The sequence below is a fragment of the Paraburkholderia sp. BCC1886 genome (assembly GCF_900996245.1).
Classification (GTDB): domain Bacteria; phylum Pseudomonadota; class Gammaproteobacteria; order Burkholderiales; family Burkholderiaceae; genus Paraburkholderia.
This window is the reverse complement of the sequence record NZ_CAAJGK010000129.1, coordinates 201,281-219,726: the sequence shown is the minus strand read 5'-3', so window position 1 is coordinate 219,726 and position 18,446 is coordinate 201,281. Positions and strand designations below refer to the sequence as shown.

14 protein-coding genes are annotated in these 18,446 nt (G+C 66.1%); 2 read left to right on the top strand and 12 right to left on the bottom strand.

What is annotated here, in order from left to right:
- Nucleotides 1-4 precede the first annotated feature (4 nt).
- Entirely contained in the window at nt 5-1,255 is a 1,251-nt protein-coding gene (locus tag FQ746_RS34280) for an acyl-CoA dehydrogenase family protein (protein WP_144114234.1), read from the top strand.
- Between the two features lie 135 nt (nt 1,256-1,390).
- Nucleotides 1,391-2,374: a GlxA family transcriptional regulator gene (locus FQ746_RS34275; protein ID WP_144114233.1), complete on the top strand. Its 984-nt coding sequence runs from the start codon at nt 1,391-1,393 to the stop codon at nt 2,372-2,374.
- An 8-nt stretch (nt 2,375-2,382) separates the two neighbouring features.
- On the opposite strand, the gene FQ746_RS34270 is transcribed toward FQ746_RS34275, so the two are convergent.
- From FQ746_RS34270 to FQ746_RS34215, 12 genes are all read right to left on the bottom strand, one after another.
- Nucleotides 2,383-3,588, bottom strand: coding sequence for an NAD(P)/FAD-dependent oxidoreductase (locus tag FQ746_RS34270; protein WP_144114232.1), 1,206 nt, complete (start codon nt 3,586-3,588; stop codon nt 2,383-2,385).
- A gap of 145 nt (nt 3,589-3,733) precedes the next feature.
- Nucleotides 3,734-5,455 (bottom strand): NAD(P)/FAD-dependent oxidoreductase, encoded by a 1,722-nt coding sequence (locus FQ746_RS34265; protein WP_222105920.1) that lies wholly within the window; start codon nt 5,453-5,455, stop codon nt 3,734-3,736.
- Between the two features lie 121 nt (nt 5,456-5,576).
- A complete protein-coding gene (locus FQ746_RS34260; protein WP_260854274.1) occupies nt 5,577-6,923 on the bottom strand; it encodes an MmgE/PrpD family protein in 1,347 nt (448 codons plus the stop codon).
- 50 nt (nt 6,924-6,973) lie between these two features.
- Entirely contained in the window at nt 6,974-8,065 is a 1,092-nt protein-coding gene (locus FQ746_RS34255) for a flavin reductase family protein (RefSeq protein WP_186310913.1), read from the bottom strand.
- Nucleotides 8,058-9,326 (bottom strand): aromatic ring-hydroxylating oxygenase subunit alpha, encoded by a 1,269-nt coding sequence (locus tag FQ746_RS34250; RefSeq protein WP_222105919.1) that lies wholly within the window; start codon nt 9,324-9,326, stop codon nt 8,058-8,060. The genes FQ746_RS34255 and FQ746_RS34250 overlap by 8 nt, the downstream gene beginning before the upstream one ends.
- A 101-nt stretch (nt 9,327-9,427) precedes the next feature.
- Nucleotides 9,428-10,273 carry a nitrilase-related carbon-nitrogen hydrolase gene (locus tag FQ746_RS34245; protein WP_144114230.1) on the bottom strand — a complete coding sequence of 282 codons (846 nt, stop codon included), beginning with the start codon at nt 10,271-10,273 and terminating at the stop codon, nt 9,428-9,430.
- Nucleotides 10,274-10,282: 9 nt separating this feature from the next.
- Nucleotides 10,283-11,185: a glycine betaine ABC transporter substrate-binding protein gene (locus tag FQ746_RS34240; RefSeq protein WP_144114229.1), complete on the bottom strand. Its 903-nt coding sequence runs from the start codon at nt 11,183-11,185 to the stop codon at nt 10,283-10,285.
- A 42-nt stretch (nt 11,186-11,227) separates the two neighbouring features.
- Complete coding sequence (locus tag FQ746_RS34235) at nt 11,228-11,908, bottom strand: ABC transporter permease (protein WP_313955596.1); 681 nt, start codon at nt 11,906-11,908, stop codon at nt 11,228-11,230.
- Nucleotides 11,909-11,982: 74 nt separating this feature from the next.
- Complete coding sequence (locus tag FQ746_RS34230) at nt 11,983-13,224, bottom strand: ATP-binding cassette domain-containing protein (protein WP_144114228.1); 1,242 nt, start codon at nt 13,222-13,224, stop codon at nt 11,983-11,985.
- Nucleotides 13,221-13,913, bottom strand: a complete 693-nt coding sequence (locus FQ746_RS34225; protein ID WP_313955595.1) for an ABC transporter permease — start codon at nt 13,911-13,913, stop codon at nt 13,221-13,223. The genes FQ746_RS34230 and FQ746_RS34225 overlap by 4 nt, the downstream gene beginning before the upstream one ends.
- 235 nt (nt 13,914-14,148) lie before the next feature.
- Entirely contained in the window at nt 14,149-15,114 is a 966-nt protein-coding gene (locus tag FQ746_RS34220) for a LysR family transcriptional regulator (RefSeq protein WP_144114226.1), read from the bottom strand.
- Between the two features lie 155 nt (nt 15,115-15,269).
- Nucleotides 15,270-18,359: a hypothetical protein gene (locus FQ746_RS34215; protein ID WP_144114225.1), complete on the bottom strand. Its 3,090-nt coding sequence runs from the start codon at nt 18,357-18,359 to the stop codon at nt 15,270-15,272.
- Nucleotides 18,360-18,446 lie beyond the last annotated feature (87 nt).

The window sequence follows — 18,446 nt, the reverse complement described above, 5'->3', positions numbered from 1 at the left end:
ACGCATGCCCTTCGACCGCACCAACCTGCCTGCCGGCTTCACTGTCGGCCACGCCTGGGGCCATGGGCCCGCGGCCAACTCAGCGGACCCGGCGCCCGCCGTTGCGTCCGCGGCGATCCTGCAACGCATTCGCGCCGGCAGCGTCGAGCGCGAAATCGAACGACGCCTGCCTACCGAAGAGATCGCATGGCTGCGTGAAGGCGGACTCACTGCGTTGCGCGTGCCGAAGGAATACGGCGGCGCGGGTCTAAGCCTCGCCGGCCTGTTCGAATTCCTGATTCATCTGTCGGAAGCCGATTCGAATCTCACCCAGGCGTTGCGCGCGCATTTCGGCTTCACCGAACATATCCTGACGAGCCCGGCGCAGCGACGCAATGTATGGCTCGCCCGACTCGCGAAGGGCGACCTCGTGGGCGCGGCCTGGTCGGAGACCGGTGGCGAAGCGCGGCAGCAAAGCTTCTCGACGCGACTCACGCAGGAAGCCGACGGCTGGCGGCTGAGCGGCAACAAGTTCTACACCACCGGCTCGCTATACGCCGACTGGATTCATGTCGGCGCGAGCAATGCCGAGGGCGAGCCGGTCGCCGTGACGATCGACCGCCACGCGCCCGGTGTCGACGTGATTGACGATTGGGACGGCATGGGTCAGCGGCTCACCGCGAGCGGTACGAGCCGCTTCACGAACGTTGCCGTCGACCCCGCCGAAATCGCGAGCGAGGCCGCGCCGTTCTATTACTCCGAGGCGTTCTATCAGCTGGTGCATCTGGCGACGCTCGCGGGCATCGGCCGCGCTGCGGCAACCGATGCCGCGGCCGCCGTCGCAGCCCGCAAGCGCGGCTATAGCCACGCACCCGCCGCGCTGCCCGCCGACGACGCGCAGTTGCTGCAGGTGGTGGGCCGCGTGCGCGCGCAGGCGTATGCCGCCGGCGCCATCGTCGCGCAAGCGGCGCAGGCGCTGGAACGCGCGGCGGGGGCTGCGGGCCGCGACGATGCGCTCGCGCTCACCGTCGAAGCGGAACTGGAAATCTGGCAGGCGCAGACGGTCGTGTCGCAACTGATACTCGACGCCACCAGCGACGTATTCGATGCGCTCGGTGCGTCGGCCACGTTGCGCTCCGCAGGGCTCGACCGCTACTGGCGCAATGCGCGGACCATCACGTCGCACAATCCGCGTGTGTACAAGGACCGCATCGTCGGCAACTTCGCGGTGAACGGCACCGTGCCGCCGGGGCAATGGAGAATCGGTGTGGCGTGAGCGAGCTTCGGCGGAGGGCGGCCACGAGTGGTGCGCCGCAACCACATGGCTATTTTTTATTTGGCACACTCATGGCAGCGCCGACTCCAGCCTATTGGCAAATCGGCTGTCCATTCGAGTCGAAGCCAATCCACCATGCCCGTGCCCCCCTCTTCCGCTTCCGTACCCCGTACCGAGCGCTTTGTTTTTCTGCTGGTCGACGGCCTGTCGATGATGAGTCTGTCGTCGGCCATCGAGCCGCTACGCTCGGCTAACCGGCTGGTCGGCCAGACGCTATACGAATGGAGTCTCGCCAGCATCGACGGCGAGCCGGTGAGTTCGTCGAGCGGCATTCCCTTGCAGGCAAGAAAGCTCGACGAGCTGCTCGGCCCGGCGGATTACGTGTTCGTCTGTGGCGGCTTGCGGCTCGACCCGAGCCGCGAGCCGACCATTCTCTCCGGCATGCGGCGCGCGGCGCGGACCGGCGCGATCATCGGCTCGCTGTCGACCGGCAGCTATCTGCTGGCGCGCGCCGGTTTGCTCGACGGTTATCAATGCACGATCCATTGGGAAAACCTGCCGGCTTTCACCGAAGCGTTTCCGCATCTGATGTGCTCGAGCAAGCTGTATGAAATCGACCGTGACCGCATGACGTGCTCCGGCGGCATTGCGGCGATGGACATGATGCTGCATCTGATCACGATGCGTCACGGTGCGGAACTGGCGGTGCGGGTCGCGAACCAGTTCCACCACGAGCGGATTCGCGATACCGACGACGACCAGCGCGGCTGGCGCGATCACAATCATGCGAGCCTGCCGCGCGGCATCCGGCGGGCGGTCGAGATGATGCGAGCCCATGTCGAAACGCCGGTGCGGATCGCCGATATCGGGCCCGCAATCGGCATGACCTCGCGGCAACTGGAGCGGGTATTCCTGCGGCATCTGAACATGACGCCCGCGCGCTATTACGTGCAGTTGCGCGTCGAACGCGCGCACGAAATGCTGGCCTATTCGAACGTGCCGGTCGCGGATGTCGCGATTGCAACCGGCTTCGCCTCGCCCTCGCATCTGGCGCGCTGGATTCGCCGCTCGTATGGGTCTAGTCCGACCGAACTACGCAGCGCACAGCCACGCTCCTGACACTCGCGTCAGACGGTTTCGGCTTCGGGTACGTGCAGGCCGACCGGCAACGGCAACCAGCCCTGAATCTCGCGCCAGTCGGGCTCGAGGCGCGCAAAGCGCGACAGCGCCAGGGTCGACAGATCGGCGAATCCACACTTGCCGTCCATCACCAGATCGCGGATCGCGTGACCGCTCGCGGGCGACAGCCCGAAGCCGACGCTCGACAGCGTCGCGACCGTCACGTTGTCGTGTGTGGCCGGGCGGTCGATGACGGGCCGGCCATCGGGTGTGTTCTCGATATAACCGGCCCAGCTGCGAATCACCTTTGCGTGCGCGGCTTTCGGCAACAGCGCCGCGAGCCGTGCGGCGATACTGCATTGCAAGGGCGTGGAATGCGGCCGGACTGCCGGCAAATCGGCGAGGTCCGCCCATTCGTGCGGTCCGCCGCCATACGCCAGATTACCGCGCAAGGTTTGGCGCCCATAGAGACCGTTGCCGTCCACGCCGCCGATATGCATCGGCGCGAGAGGTTCCGTCACGATCATCTCCGCGCGCGCCATGGCGAGCGGCACGTCGATGCCGAGTTGGGCAGCCAGTGCGCCGGTATGCGGACCCGCGGCGATGACCACGTGGTCGCAATCGATGCGGCCTTGCGTGGTGTTCACGCCGGTGACGCGCGCCCCGCTACTGACGAAACCGGTCACGGCCGTGTGCTGCAGCAGACGCGCGCCGTGATCCTCCATGGCCCATGCATACGCCTGTAACGTGCGATGCGGATTGGCGTGGCCGCCGAAATGATAGAAGTACCCACCGTAGACGTTGTCGCCGGCGAACGGCACGAGCTCACGGACCTGCTGCGCGTCGAGCACGTCGGAGCGCAGGCCGTGGTGCGCGCCGTTATCGAGCGCGCGGCGGTACAACACGAACTGTTTTTCGTCCAGCGCGATGCGGATACGCCTGGCGCGAAATTCGGTCGGGTAGCCGAGCAGTTCGTCCATCATCGGCCAGAGCCGCTGCTCTTCGAGAAACAGCGGACTGTGATGATGCGAACAACCGCCGCCATTACGGCCCGACGCACCCCAGCCGATCAGACCGGCTTCCAGCACCAGCACGTCGACGCCTTCGCGCGCGAGCCACCACGCCGCGCTAAGTCCCGTCACACCGCCGCCGACTATCACGACCGACGCGCGACGCGAATCGCGCCCCGTCGATGAATCCGTATGTGTTTGCATCCTGATCAGCCTTTCAAGTTGGCCCTCTGGTCGGCCGTGAAGTCGGCCGTGAAATCGGCCTTGAAGTCGGCCTTGAAGTCGGCCCTGGTCGAGGCCCGACAACCGGCGTTGCTGTTCCACCCGACCCGCCTGGTCGCCTGGTTGATTACTCGCTCGCCACCGGCACGCCGGTTTCGCGCGACGCAGCGGTGTACACCGGCTGCGCGCGCCAGAACGGCACCCATTGCGACGCCATCCCGAACCAGCTGTCCCAATGCTCGGCGAGCGCCGCGGACTCGCCGGTTTGCGCCAGCCGGTTCAATGCAAGCGGACGCACCGGCGTGCGAAACGTGGCAAGCGGAATCGCCGCGAGCGGCAACGCCGCGCCGATCGACAGCAACGCCGCCACCTGCTCGCGACAGCGACGGCCCTGACACGGACCCATGCAGGCGCGCGTCAGACGTTTGATGGTGTCCGGATTCGGCGCGCCGTCGGCGACGAGTGCCGCGACGTCACGGGTATGACGGGGCGGCTGCGGCGTCCAGCCCAGATAGCGTGGCGGCCGCACACCGAGAATCTCCGCTGCAGTCACCTCTTCGCACTGGCAGACGAAAGGCTCGCCCGATGCGTGCAACACCGAAGCGCGCACCCATTCGACGCGATCGTGCGCAAGCTGACAGGCGGCGGCTGGTGTCGAACCGGAACCGGACCCGCACTCGGCGGCCGACGACGGTTCGAAGTCGCGCTTCGAGGCAAGGCGGTGTTGGCCGGCAGCGTCTGTACTCGCGCCGTCGTTCAACGCGGCCAGCACGGTCGCGGCCGCGATCCCCGCTTCCCGCCGCGCGATGTCCGCGTCGAGGCTTTTCGCGGACCACACGCCCGCGCAGTCGCCCACGGCCAGCATGAACGGCAACGAGGTCCGTTGCGCGGCATCCACCCGTGCAATATGACCGCCGCGCGATTCGACGAAAGCGGTCGTGCAACCCGCTGCTTCGAGCAGTTCGATCGCCGGCAATGCGGCGATACCGAGCAGCACCGTATCGCAGTCGAACGTCGCGACAGGCTCTGCGGATTCAGCCGCGCTCGCCGGCGCCAGTGTCACCGATTTCACGCCGTGCAGATCGCCGTGCGCATGTCGCACGACCTGGCCCGTCATCACTTGCGCACCCTGCTGCACCAGTTGCGCGAGTAGCGCAGCGTCGCCCGTCACGGTGTCGCGCCGCTCGATGACAGCGACGATCCGCACGCCGCGCGCGCTCAATTCGAGCGCCGCCTGCAACGCTTCGGTATCGCTACCGACCAGCACCGCGCGCGCGGCATCGAGCGCGCCGTACATCACTGCAAGCCGCCAGGCCGCGCCCACTCCCATCACACCGGGAAGCTGCCAGCCGTCGAACGCGAGCCCCATGTCGCGCCGCCCGGCGGCAACGACCACCTGGCGAAAACGCATGAGCGAGACACGCTCGCGATCCGCCAGACCCGCTACGTGCGCATCCATCCACGCGGTGGTGGCGCGTTGCGGGAAGAGTCCCCATACCGCCGTGCCGAGCCGCACGTCGACGCCGGCTTCGAGTGCGTCCACCAGCAATGGATTGGCTTCGAGCATCGCTTCGAGCATCGCATTGCCGTTCGCCACCGCGGCGCCCATGCGGTTGCCGAAATGCAGCGGCACGTCCTCGCCCATCGTGTCGAGCGGCACCGGATTCTCATCGACGAGCGTGACGCTCACGTCCTGCCCCGACGTTGCGATCGCCAGCGCACAGGCGACGCCGGCCGGCCCCGCGCCGACGATCAGCACATCGGTTTGCGCGTCGACCGGCGGCGCCTTACCCGCCACACTCGCCGGGTCGTAGCCGTAAGAAGAGGATGAAGAAGGGTTCAGGTCCACAGCGCTTCCTTTGAACACGGATGAGATGGCTCGATTATCGAAGTGCGCAAGCTGCGCGCGACGTCACGAAACCGACCGGATTGGTTGCTGAAGCGACGTTCATGTGCAAGCCGCATTGCATTCAGACGGGCTCGCTCAGCACCCGCTGCATGAAACTGTCGAGCGACCGGCCGGGGCTCGCGAGGGCCAGCACGTCCGCTTCGATCGCCCTGGCAAAAGACTCGCCAAAACGTGCGCCGGTCAGCGCGTAAAACTTCGCGCGTTGCGTGTCGTCGTCGAGCGGCGAGTCGGCGTTGCCGTTCGCCTGCATCGGCCCGGAATCGACGCTGCGACCGTCGCGCAACTGCACGACGACACGGGCCCAGCGTTCGGCCGGAAACGCGGCGCTGAACGACGGCGCATCGACCAGCTTCATGCGCGTCACCAGTGCCGCGAGCCGGGTGTCGTTCAAGCCGCGCGCCGTCACCGTATCGGCATCCACGCGGCCGTCGGCCAGCGCGGCGGCGACGGGAAACAGCACGCCGTATTGCGCTTCTTCGGTATTGCGCGGGAATGCGGACCATAGTCGGGTCGCTTCGTGGAAACTGTGAATCGTGACCGTCTCGACGTCCTCCCCCCCGAACTCGCCCAGCGATTCACGCACGCGCAATGCCGCGGCAATCGCCGGATGCGCCCATCGGCACACCGGATACGGTTTGACGTACTGATCGAGAATGAGCCACCGTTCGCCGAGATCCGACCAGAGCGTTTCGGCGTGCTGCTCGACCGTCACCGCCGGGGCGCCCGTAAAACCGCGCGCGGCCAGCAGAGCCGCGCTGATGCCTGCCAGCGCGCCCCAACCCGAGCCGTCCTTTAGCATCGTCGGATGGTCGATGCAGCGCATCATGTCCGAGCGTGGGCCGTGATATTCCGCGATGCCGAGCGTGTGACGCGTGGTCTCCAGATCGAACCGCAGCGTGCGCGCGGCGATGGCGGCGGCCGCCAGCGCATTCCATGCGCCCGACGTGTGATACTCGCGGCTCGTCGCGTGCAGGGCGATGCCGGCGCGCGTGCCGATCTCGTAGCCGAGCACGATCTGGGTGAGGAATTCGCGGCCGTCTGACGCGGCCGCCCCCTGCGCCATCGCCAGCACCGCCGGCAGCACGGTCACGCCGACATGCCCTTTGGTCAACGAATGGCCGTCGTGGCCATCGAAACTGTCGATGGTCGTGGCACCCGCGAACGCCATGCCGGCGGCACTGACCGTGCGGCCGTCGAACAGCATGCGGGCCGGCCAGCGTCCCGCGCCGAAACAGTCGAGCGCATGCTCGCGCGCGATCGACGACAGCGCGGTCCCGCTTCCCGCGGCGGCGACGCCCAGCAGATCCAGCACCCGGCGCAGTGCATCGCGCACCACCGGCTCGGGCAAATCGTCGAATCTCAGCGAATGGATAAAGAGGCTGGCGTGGTCACGCATGGGTACGGTCATGGCGGTCGGTTCAGTGGGCAAGGTGAATGAACGAGCAGGCGAACGAACAATCAGAAATCCAGTTCGACATCGGAGCGCAGCCGGCTCGAGCAGGCCAGAATCCAGCCGCCGGCTTCGTCCTGCGCCGACAGTCCGCCGGCGTGCTGCATGACGACGTCGCCGGATCTGCAACGCAGCTTGCAGGTGCCGCACATCCCGCTCGCGCAGCCGCACGGAATCACCACCTGCTGGCGCGACGCCGCCGCCAGCACGGTCTCGCCGTCCCGCACGCCGAAGCGGCGCGCACCGAGCGTGGCGTGCCAGACGTCGGCCGACGAAACGGCATCAGGAGGCGGGGCGAGTGGCGTCACGTCAGGCGTCGCCGGCCCGAAATGCTCGATATGGAATGGCGCGCGGCGCGTGCCTTCCGCCGCATGAATGCGTTCGAGCCCGGCCATGAAAGACGCCGGACCACAGCAGTACACGGCGCGCGTCGCGAAGTCGGGCACCAGTGCGGAAACGGTGCGCCGCGACAGGCGGCCGCGTACCCCGAACCAGCCCGGCGCCGGCGCGCTCAATGTCACGATTGCCTGCAGGCGCGGCATGACGGCTTGCAGCGCAGCGAGTTCGCCGGCGAACAGAATGTCGGCGGCGCTGCGCGCGGCATGCAGCCATACGACGTCGGTGTCCGGTGCGTGCGCCGCGAGCGTGCGCAGCATCGCCATTAGCGGCGACGCGCCGGAACCCGCCGACACCAGCGCCAACGGCGCGGCCGGCAACGCATCGAGATGAAAATGCCCCAACGGATAGCGTGCGCCGATCCGCATGCCCGGTGCGAGCGTGTCGTGCAGCCAGCGCGCTGCACGGCTACCCTGCTTCACCTTGATGGTGAAGTCCAGCGTCGCGCATGCGTTCGCTCGCCCTCCACTTCGCATCGGCGACGACGCGATCGAAAAAGTTCTCTCCACGCGGGCCCCGTCGATGTCGAGCGACAGCAATGCGGCCTGCCCTGCGATGAAGCGCAATGCGCCATCGGGATGCGTATCGCGAAAGCGGAATGTCTTGACGTCGGCCGTCTCGCTGCGAACCTCGATGCATTCGAGTACGCGCGTTTGCGGCGTGTCGGCAATATCGGGAAAGGCCACCGCCAGCACCTCAGCCATTCGACACCCGCAAGCCGATGGTTCGCCGGGCACGCGCCAGGTCGTCGTCGTGCGCATCGAGGTAGCCCGTCAGCTTGTCGGCGTACCAGTTCGTGAAGTTGCGCAACATGAATTCGGACGGCGCATAAGGACCCGGCGTATAGCCGATCGAAGCAACGCCCAACTGATTGTTGGCCGCGAGCCGCGCGTCCTGGTCGTTGGTCGCGCGCCAGACCGCGGTCATTTTGTCGATGTCGTAGTCGACGCCTTCGACCGCGTCTTCGTGCACCAGCCACGTGGTGCGCAGCGCGGTGCGCGTCGCCGACAACGGCAGAATGCGGAAATGGATGATGTGATCGGCGAGAAAGTGATTCCAGTTGTTCGGCACGCGGAACATACGCACCGAACCCAGATCGGGCTCGACCAGATCGCCGAGCAGCTTGCCGCAGGCGGGCGATCCATCCTCGGTGAAAGACACCGCGCCGCGATGAAACGGCAAACGGATACAGCGGAATTCGTTGCCGCCATCGGCGGGACGATGCGCCAGACCGTAGCGATCCCACGCGCGCGCCTTGTCGTCCATCAGCCGCTGGAAATCGGCCGAGCCTTCGGGGTCGTCGGGTAACGCGAATTCGACCAGGGTCGCCAGCAGTTCGGGATGATTGCCCGCGCAGTGATAACACTCGCGGTTGTTCTCGATGACGAGCTTCCAGTTGGCGTCTTCGATGAGTGTCATCTCGAACGCCACTTTGGTCCGTGCCGGCTGATGCGGTGCGATGTATGGCGTCACGGTCTCGCGAAACCGTGCGATGTCGGGCGGCGTATCGGCGAGACAGATGTACACCATCGAGCAAACGATTTCGACGTGCACGGGTCGCAATGCATGCGCGTCGCGGTCGAAGCCGGCCGGCATCTGGCGGGCGTGCAGCAGCGTGCCGTCGAGATCGTAGACCCACTGGTGATAAGGACACACGAGCCGATGGGCATGACCGGCGGACTGCGTGCAGATACGCGAACCACGGTGGCGGCACGTGTTGAAGAACGCGTGAATTTCGCCGTCCTGGCCGCGCACCACCACCACCGACGACGTTCCGATCTCGAGCGTCAGATAGTCGCCTGGCGTGCGCAGTTCGCAGCTATTGCAGGCGAACAGCCACTCGTTGTAGAACACCGCATCGATGTCGAACCGGTGGAACGCTTCGTCGGTGTAAAAAGGTTGCGGCAGCGAATGGTTATCGCGCCGCGCCGCGAGTAGCGCGCGCACCTGCGTTGCGTCGATCATCGTCGTTCTCCCCACGCCATGTCTTCGTCAGATGAAACTGCATTGGCAACGATTGTGTGTCACGGATAAAACCCGCGACGGCAGGAAGCCGACCAACCCGATCACATATCCGACACGATCTCGCCATGCAGCGGTTTCAGCGCGCGCGCGTCCCGAACGGTCGGCAGCGCGAACCGCGCGGCGCGCACCGCGTCGTAATCAAGCGGTGCCACCACCAGTTCGTCGCGCTCGGCTTCGCTCTGCGCGAGCACGTCGCCGCGCGGCCCGAGGATTCGCGAGCCGCCCCAGAAACGCAAACCGCCTTCCGCGCCGATCCGGTTGGCGAACACGATCGGCATGCCGTAGACGAGCGAGTAGAACCGCAACGCGACATCCCAGCCGCGCGGGTTGTCGAACTCGCCGCCCACCGCTTCGATTGCCGAACTCACCGGCGCCGCGCACAGCGTCGCGCCGTCGCTCGCCAGCCGGTGCACGAGCGACGGATTCCACCAGTCCGCGCAGATCGGCGTGGCGACTTGCCAGCGCGCGTCGCCCGGCAATGCGAACTGGTCGATCCGCTCGCCATGCCCGTAGAACTTGCCGTCGTCGAGTTCGCCGTACGTGGCCAGCGCGACCTTGCGGTGCACGCTCAGCACGCGCCCCGCGTGCAAGGTCGCGACGCTGTTGAAGAACTGCGCGCCCGGCGCTTCCTCGATGAAACCGACCACCGCCACCAGCGCAGCGCACGCGTCGGCGAGACGGCGCAGCACCTCGGCATCGCGCGGCAGCGCGAGACGCAGTGCGTCGCGGCCCGCCGCGTGCCCGACGAGCGACAACTCGGGAAACACCAGGAAGCGCACCTTGCGTTCGAGCGCGCGGCCGATGTGCCGCAGGTGCGTGCGGAGGTTCGCGTCGAGATCGCCCGGTACCGTCTCGATCTGGGCCGCCGCGACCAGCAACTGTGTCATCGCGCGTTCCTAGATCAGGCCGGCCGATTTCAGGAATGCGGTCGACACGTCTTCCAGCGACTTCTTCTGCACGTCGACTTCGGCGTTCAGCTTCGCCATGGTCGCATCGTCCAGCTTCGCCGACAGGCCGTTCAGGATCGGCCCGAGTGTCGGATTGGCATCGAGCGTCGCCTGACGGATCACCGGCGTGAGCGCGTAGGCCGGGAAGAAACCCTTGTCGTCGCGCAGCACGATGAAGTTGAAAGCCGGAATACGGCCGTCGGTGGTAAAGACGAGCGCCGTGTCGACCTGACGGTCTTTCAGCGCCTGATACGTCAGGCCCGAATCCATCCGCTTGACTTCGGACTGCGAGAACGTGAAACCGTACGCTTCCTGAACGGGCTTGAGTCCGTCCGGCCGCGCATAGAATTCGGAATTGCAGGCGAACGTCAATTCCTTGCCGCTCTTCAGCACCTTCGCGAGGTCGCTCATCGTCGCAATACCGAGTCTGGTGGCGACGTCGCGGTTCATCGCGAATCCATAGGTGTCGTTGGCTTTCGATGGATCGAGCCAGACAAGGCCCTTCTTCGCGTCGAGTTCCTTCACGCGTTGATACGTCTGTTGGGCATCCAGCTTGTCGGTCACCTTGTTGTAGGTGATGAGCGAGGTGCCGGTGTATTCCCAATACACGTCCACCTGACCGTTTTCCTGCGCCTGACGCAGCACCGTGCTACCCATCCCGTCTTTCTTGACGACCGTGAAACCCTTCGCCTGCAGCAGCGTGGTGGTCATTTGCGCGAGCAGCACTTGCTCGGTGAAATTCTTGCCGCCGACGGTCACGGTCGCTGCGCCGGCTGAGGAACTCACGCCTGCCGTGGTGAAAAACAGAGCGCCTGCGAGCGCGACGATGCGAGACAACAGCCTGTTGTGCATGTGGAGTCCAGAAAAAAGAGAACGACAGGAAGGAAAACCGGATCAGCGGGTCGGGTTGACGCCGCGTGGTACGAGACGTTGCTGAAGCTGAGCGACGAACAGGTCGGTGGCCACCGCCAGCAACGCAGTCGGAATCGCACCGGCCAGCAGCATCGTGAAATCGTTCAGATCGATGCCCGTGAAGATCAACTCGCCGAGACCGCCGCCGCCCACCAGAAAAGCGAGCGGCGCAGTCCCGACGGTAATCGCCAGCGCGGTGCGCAGCCCCGCAAAAATCACGAACATCGCGTTGGGCAGCTCGACGCGAAACAGAATCTGCCGCTGTGTCATGCCGATGCCCGTGGCCGCCTCGATCAGCGCGGGCGGAACCGCACGAATGCCTTCGAAGGTGTTCATCGCAATGGGCAGCAGCGTGGCCAGCCACAGTGCGAAAATCGCGGGCTTCGCGCCGATGCCGAGCAGGCTCATCGCCAGCGCGAGCAGCGCGAGTTTCGGCACAGCCTGGCCGACGTTCAGCGCGAGCATGACGAGGTGAGCGGCGCGACCGGAATGCGGGCGGCTCAGCCAGACGCCCGCCGGGACCGCCACCACGATGGCCGCGAGTCCCGCCAACGCGACCATCAGCATCTGCTGCACGGACTGGTAGACGATGTCGCTGCGGTATTGGGCGAAGCCGCCCAGCCAGTTGTCCGCATACGCGGGGAGGCTCGCGCACATCGTCATGCTGGCGAGCATCTTCGCGACGAACCCGCGGCTCGTGCCATGGCGAAGCGCATCGCCCTCGATGCGCGCGCGGCTCATCGCCCGCCTCCCGCGGCGAGCGCCGGCGCCGCATCGCTGCCAGCCGCGCTCGTGCGCACGCTCGCTGCGTCCGCGCCGCTCGTCGCCCGCAGGCCGCCATGCGCACCGCCCGGCAGGGCATCGCCGGACGCACACGCCGCGCGGGCCAGTTCCGCGATCCGTTCATAGGTGACATAGCCGATGAAGCGCCCGTCGTCGTCGACGGCGGCGAGCCACGCGGCGCCATGCGACAACATGATGGACATCACCGAACGCAGGTCGTCACGCGCGTTGACGGTGACCGTGAGCGCCTGCAGAAAGGCGGGTTCGACCCGCGCGCCGGCTTGCGCGAGCCGTGCACCGTCCAGAAAACCGAGCGGCACGTCGTGTTCGTCGACCACCACGACGGCATCCGCCGGATGATGATTCAGTAGCGCACGCGCATCCGCCGCCGGGAAGCCGAGCCGCGCAACGCGTGCGCCGGCCAGGGCGGCATCGTGCGCCTGCAGCAGCCGCAACCGTTTCAACGCACGATCCGCGCCGACGAAATCGGCCACGAACGCGCTGGCCGGACGCGCCAGCATCTCGTCCGGACTCGCGAACTGCTCGAGCTTGCCGTGCCGGAAAATCGCCACCTTGTCGGCCATTTTCATGGCTTCGTCGATATCGTGGCTCACGAACATCACGGTCTTGCCCAGACCTTGCTGGATCTTGCGGAACTCGTCCTGGATCGTCGTCCGGTTGATCGGGTCGATCGCCCCGAAGGGCTCGTCCATCAACATGACCGGCGGGTCCGCTGCCAACGCCCGCGCAACGCCGACGCGTTGTTGCTGGCCGCCCGACAGGTCGCGCGGATAACAGCGCGCATAGACCGCCGGGTCGAGCGAGACCATCTCCAGCAACTGCGCGATGCGCCTGTCGATGCGCGTTTTGTCCCAGCCGAGCATCTGCGGAACCAGCGCGATGTTCTGGGCGACCGTCATGTTCGGGAACAAACCGACCTGCTGGATCGCGTAGCCGATTCGACGACGCAATTCGACGACGTCGAACTGCGCGGTGTCCTCGCCGCCGATCAGGATCTGACCGTGCGTCGGCTGGATCAGCCGGTTGATCATTTTCAGCGTGGTGGTCTTGCCGCAGCCCGAGGGGCCAAGCAGCACACACAGTTCGCCCGCTTGAACCGTCATGCCGACATCGTCGACGACGGCTTGCGTAGCCCGGCCTTCAAAACGTTTCGTGAGGTGTCGAAGCTCGATCATTGGCCCTCCGCCAGCGACGCTACAGGGGTGGCGGCAAGTGCCGCGAGACGGCCGGCCTGCAACGCCGCGCGCGACTCGCGGCGACTGCGGGCGCGCATGCCGGCCGGCGTCAGACGCCGCTGCAGCGCGGCGAGTCCGAGATCGGCGGCAATCGCAAGAAGGCTGACGATCAGCGCGCCGGCAATCAGCTGACGCGGATCGGACTGCGAGATACCCTGACTGATCAGCCGGCCCAGTCCGCCCGCGCCGATATAAGTCGCGATCGCCGCAATGCCGATGTTCATCACAACCGCCATGCGGATACCGGCCATGATGAGCGGCACCGCAATCGGCATTTCGACCTTGCACAGCCGTTGCCACGCGGTCATGCCCATGCCGTTGGCGGCCTCGCGTAACGCCGGGTCGAGATTGCGGATGGCCGAGTAGGTGTTGCGCACGATCGGCAATTGCGCATAGAGGAACAGTGCAATGACCGCCGGCAGGAATCCGATGCCCTGCCCGATCAGGGAAAGTACCGGAATCATCAGACCGAACAGCGCGATGGAGGGAATGGTCATCAGCATCGCGGCCACGTAGAGCACGATGCGCGCGGCGCGTTCGTTCAGCGTAATGGCGATACCGAGGGCGACGCCGGTAACGATCGCGCAACCGACCGCGACCGCCACGATTTCGATGTGCTGCAGCAGCATCGCGCCGATCGACGAGAGATTCGTCCAGATGAAAACTACCGTTTCCACAGCTGCCTCCCTTGTCCGGTAACCACGTGATGAGAGCAATGTAACGACTCAAAAACAGCCGAACCGGCACAAATTCGACAACTACTGTCACCGAGCCGACAGCCGCTGCCGGGTAGCACCGGCGCGGGACGGGGCGTGGGCTGCGGCGTGGGCTGCGGCAACTCGCCCGGTCGGCTGGCGCAGGATGTCAGCCCAATGCATCGTCCGGCAAACCCGGCAACGCGCGCGCGAGCGATGGCTGGATGGACTTCTCGAGCACGCTGCGGGTCAGTGCCACGATGTCCTGCACGAACGGGTCCCATTCGCCCTGCCGGTGCAGCAGGAAGAAGTCGCGCCGTCCCAGCCGGCCAGGCGGCAACGGCATCACGGCGATCTCGTCGAGATAATGGCGCGCCTGCCATAAGCACAGCGGCGTGGAAATCGCGAAACCCGCGCGGGCCGCGACCAGACTCAGCAGCGGATCGGTCGCGTCGAATTCATAGCGGCGCGGGCTGCTGATGCCCAGATGCAGCGCAAAGCGCTCGATCTGCTGACCGATCACGGAGCGCGCGGTATAGCGGATCAGCGGCAGTTCGGCCGCGAGCGTGCGCCAGTCGAGTTCATGGCGACCCTGCAGATGGCTGCGCGCCACCACGACCACGAAGGCCTCGGAAAACAGCGGCACTTCGACGATGCGCGCGTCGTTCAGCGTGGTCTGGGTGCAGATGGCAATGTCCAGTTCGCGGTCGTGCAGCTGTTTGCCGAGCCCCGGCGTGAGGCCGGACCACATCGAAATCTGCCGCTCGGAATTCGATACTGCGCGGATCAGTTCCGGCCCGACCGTGGCCGCGAACGAGTCGACACAGCCAAGACGGACCGGCATCTTGCCGGTCCGCGACGCATCGCCGATCCGGTTGCCGACCATCTGCGCGTGTTCGATCAGCGGGCCGGCAAGCTCCAGCAGTGCGCGCCCGGCCGCGTTAGGACGCGGCGGGCGGCTCTCCCGGTCGAACAGCGTGAGGTTCTGGTCGCGCTCCAGCGCGGCGATAGACTGGCTGATCGCGCTTTGGCTCACGCCGAGTTGCCGCGCGGCGCCGGTCATCGAGCCGTTCTCGCAGACGGCGACGAACGCCTGCAACGCTCGCAGGTCGATGGGCGACGGGGTTCGTCTCACGCTGCGTACCCGTTGCAGCGAGGGTGCGGGAAGTGGACGGTATGAAGCCGGCAGGTGGTCGTGAGCATGAAGAGGCAGTCCTATGACGTTCCATAAGTTTGCCTAATACAAAATTCGCGCACACGATTTCCTGCATTAAAAACGAAGCCGCGTCCTCAAGGCAGATCGATGCTGTGGCTCGGCCGCGGCGATGCGCGTCCGCCCGACTGCGAATGCGACTCGGAGAGGCGTGTATTGGCCACCGACTCGCCGTCTTCGATTTCCTGAATGCGTGGCCCGGCGAGCCCGGCTTCCAGCGCGCTGGCCTGATCGAACGCGCTTTGCCCCGTCTGGCCAGTCTGGGAACCGTCGCCCGCCGTGCTCGCGGCGCCCGGCTTCGGCGAGAGGGACAACGAGGACAGAAAGCTCGACAGCATCAGCCCGACCGACAGGCCGGCGATCAGATTCGTCACGACCGCATGCCCCGACGCCGGCAATTTCTGACCGGCCTTGTTCATCGAATCGAGCAGCGAGAACAGGATCACGAAGAGCGACTGACGCGCGGTCATCGCGCCGCTCACCTTGTTCTTGACGTCGTCCATCGTCAGGTCGCCGACCACTTCGTGACCGGCCACCCGGTTGATCAGTTCGCTACCCACCGGCACGTGAATGCTCGCCCCGAGCCGTAGATTCGCGACGCCGCTCAGCCCCTGACGCACGGTGCCGCGCGTGCCCTGGCTGATGCTTTCGCCGACCTTGTCGAAGAACGCGGTCATGGCCGGATAGAGCATCGCATCGGTGATTTCACCGCCCGCGTTGGCGGCGGCAAACGCGCTGATATGGCCGAACGCCTGACGCACCGACGCGTGTTGCGCCGATTCGCTGGTGCCCGAATACGACACGCCGAGCCCTTGCAGCATGTTGACCACGAACTGGTTGACGCCGAACACCGCCATGTTGGTGGCCATCGCCTTGAAGTTGATCGGTGCGCGGTCTTCGCTGCGATTGTCCGAGAGTCGTACGAACATGTTGATGCCGTCGCGCGCGAGCGTATAGGCGGTGGCTTTGACGAGCAGCGGCGCGATATCGCCGAGCGTGCCGGTCTTGCCCGCGACCGCGCCCGCGGTGGAGAGCGCGGCGATATTCGCCAGCTGGGCGGTGCGGGTGATCCAGTTGCCGGTGCCGTCGCGGCCCTGACGCAGCATCGCCGCGCCGTTCAGCAGGCCCGTGCCGACCAGCACCGTGATCGACACGCCGAGCTTCAGTTCTTCGCTGGCGTTTTCGAGGCCTTTGGTGACGGCCTGGCCGGTCAGTTCGCGCAGCACGGTGGCGAGGAAGGTCACGCCGCCTTCGCGCAAGGTCGCGTTGAACAGATTGGCGGCCCAGCCTGCGGTGTTGCCGAGCGCCGTGTGATCGAAGGTATTTTTGAAGAACTGGTGGATGAGGCCGGCGTGTTGGGCGATCGCTTCGTGCTGTTCGTGAGAACCGACTTCGAACTGGCTGATGGACGAGTTGCTCGCCAGCGTGAGGTCGGTCGGCAACGGAGCAATCGGCCGGGCCGGATTGGCCGACGTGCTCGCGATGGTGGATTGATGCGTGGGTTGATGCGTCGGTTGCGGGACTTCGAGGTTCTGGCTGTGTCGTGGCCCCGGTGTCGGGTTCGGCTGGGACGTCGACGGTTTGAGAGCGGGATTCGAGGTTTCGGCGCCCGTGGTCGACCGCGCCGGTTTCAGTGTCGGGGTTTGTTGCAACGTGGAGGCTGCGGGTTCTTGCGGCGTCTCCTTCTCCTTGCCCTTCGACGTCGAAGCCACGGTGCTTTGTTCCAGCGTTTCGAGCTTCGTGGTTGGCGTTGTCGTTGTCGTTGCCGTTGCCGTTGGCGTTGTCGTTGGCTCGGCTGTCTTGGGCGTCGTGGTCTGTTGCGACGTCGAAGCGGCAGGCGCCTTCTGCTTCTGCTTCTGTTTTGCGGCCGGGGACGCCGCCGTCGATTGCTCTGCCGATGCCGTGGACACCGTGGACACCGTGGCCGGCGAGTGTGACGTCTCAGCCGTTAAGGTCAGCGACGACGAGGCCGGCTCTTCCCGGATCGTTTCGAGATTCGCCGTCGCCGTCGAACTCTGCCGCGAATGCACGGGCGTTTCGCTTGCCTCGTTCGGATCCGCCTCGGTAATCCGAACCGACGGAACCGGACGCAAGCTCGCCTGTCCGCTCGATTGCGGTCGCTCCGTCACGGGGCGACGACGCTCCGAACGTTGCGGCACGAACGACGGCGGCACGGCGATGCTGGCTGTCGCCTCGCTCGGCGTCGTTTGCTTCGGCTCGGCCGTCGCATTGCGCACCGGAGGCCGCAATGGCGAGCGCGGCGGAATGGGCGGCGGCGCAACGGATTCATTCGATACCGAAGATGCAATCGACGCGTTCGATGCAGCCGACTCTGTCGACACCGATGCCGCCGTGCTCTGCGCCGGCTTATGCGACACCACGGACTGCGCCGGCCGGCGCAGCTCCGAGCGCCGGGAAAACGGCGGCACCTCTACGGATGCAAGCGGAGTTTCCGTGCGCGACACAGTCTGCTCAGCGCTCACCTGACTCTGCTGAACAGGCCGTTGTTGCGACGAAGTCGCCTCCGTTGCGGCTCGATGCCGTTGCTCCGAAGGCGGCGTGAGCGTCGCCTGCGAGAGCGGCGCGCTACTCGTGCTCGCGACCTCGTTACGACGCGGCGGTGGTGGTGTCGGTGTCCGCGCCGTGCGAACCTCATCGACTTCATCCAGACTGCGCAAAAGCGCGCCATAACCTTCGGCCGACAACTCGTCGACTAGCGCCTGATCGATGTCGCTATCGGCATCCTGCGACGGGTTTTGCCTGACTTCCTGCCGCACTGTTTCATGGCGAGCCGTGCGCGATGTCGACGCTTCGGCTGCGACATGCCGCGGCGTCACCAGCGGACGCGCCACCCGAGGCCGCGCGTTGCGTCGCGACGAACCCTCCGCGCCATTCGCTTCGTCGTGCACCGCACGCTCGTGACCGGTCGTCGCCGGCGCGTCCTCTCTCACCGCATCGCCAGGCTCGTCGCGAGCGCCTTCCGTTCTCGCGCCAATCGCACGCGGCGTTCCTTCGCGATGCGCCGTGCGCAACTCCACGAGCCGCAACAACGCGGCGCCTCCCTGACGCGGCGCCGCGCCATTGGCAGGCTCGCTGTCCTTGTCCTTCCTGATCGCCGCTTTCAGGAATCCGCGATGAAACACCACGTCCTTATTGCCAATTTTCACGCTCGCTCCTTTCGGCCCACGGCATTCGTGGAAGTCATCGGGCAGCCTGCACGCCTGCGCGCGGCCGCCCGGGCAAACTCAAATCCG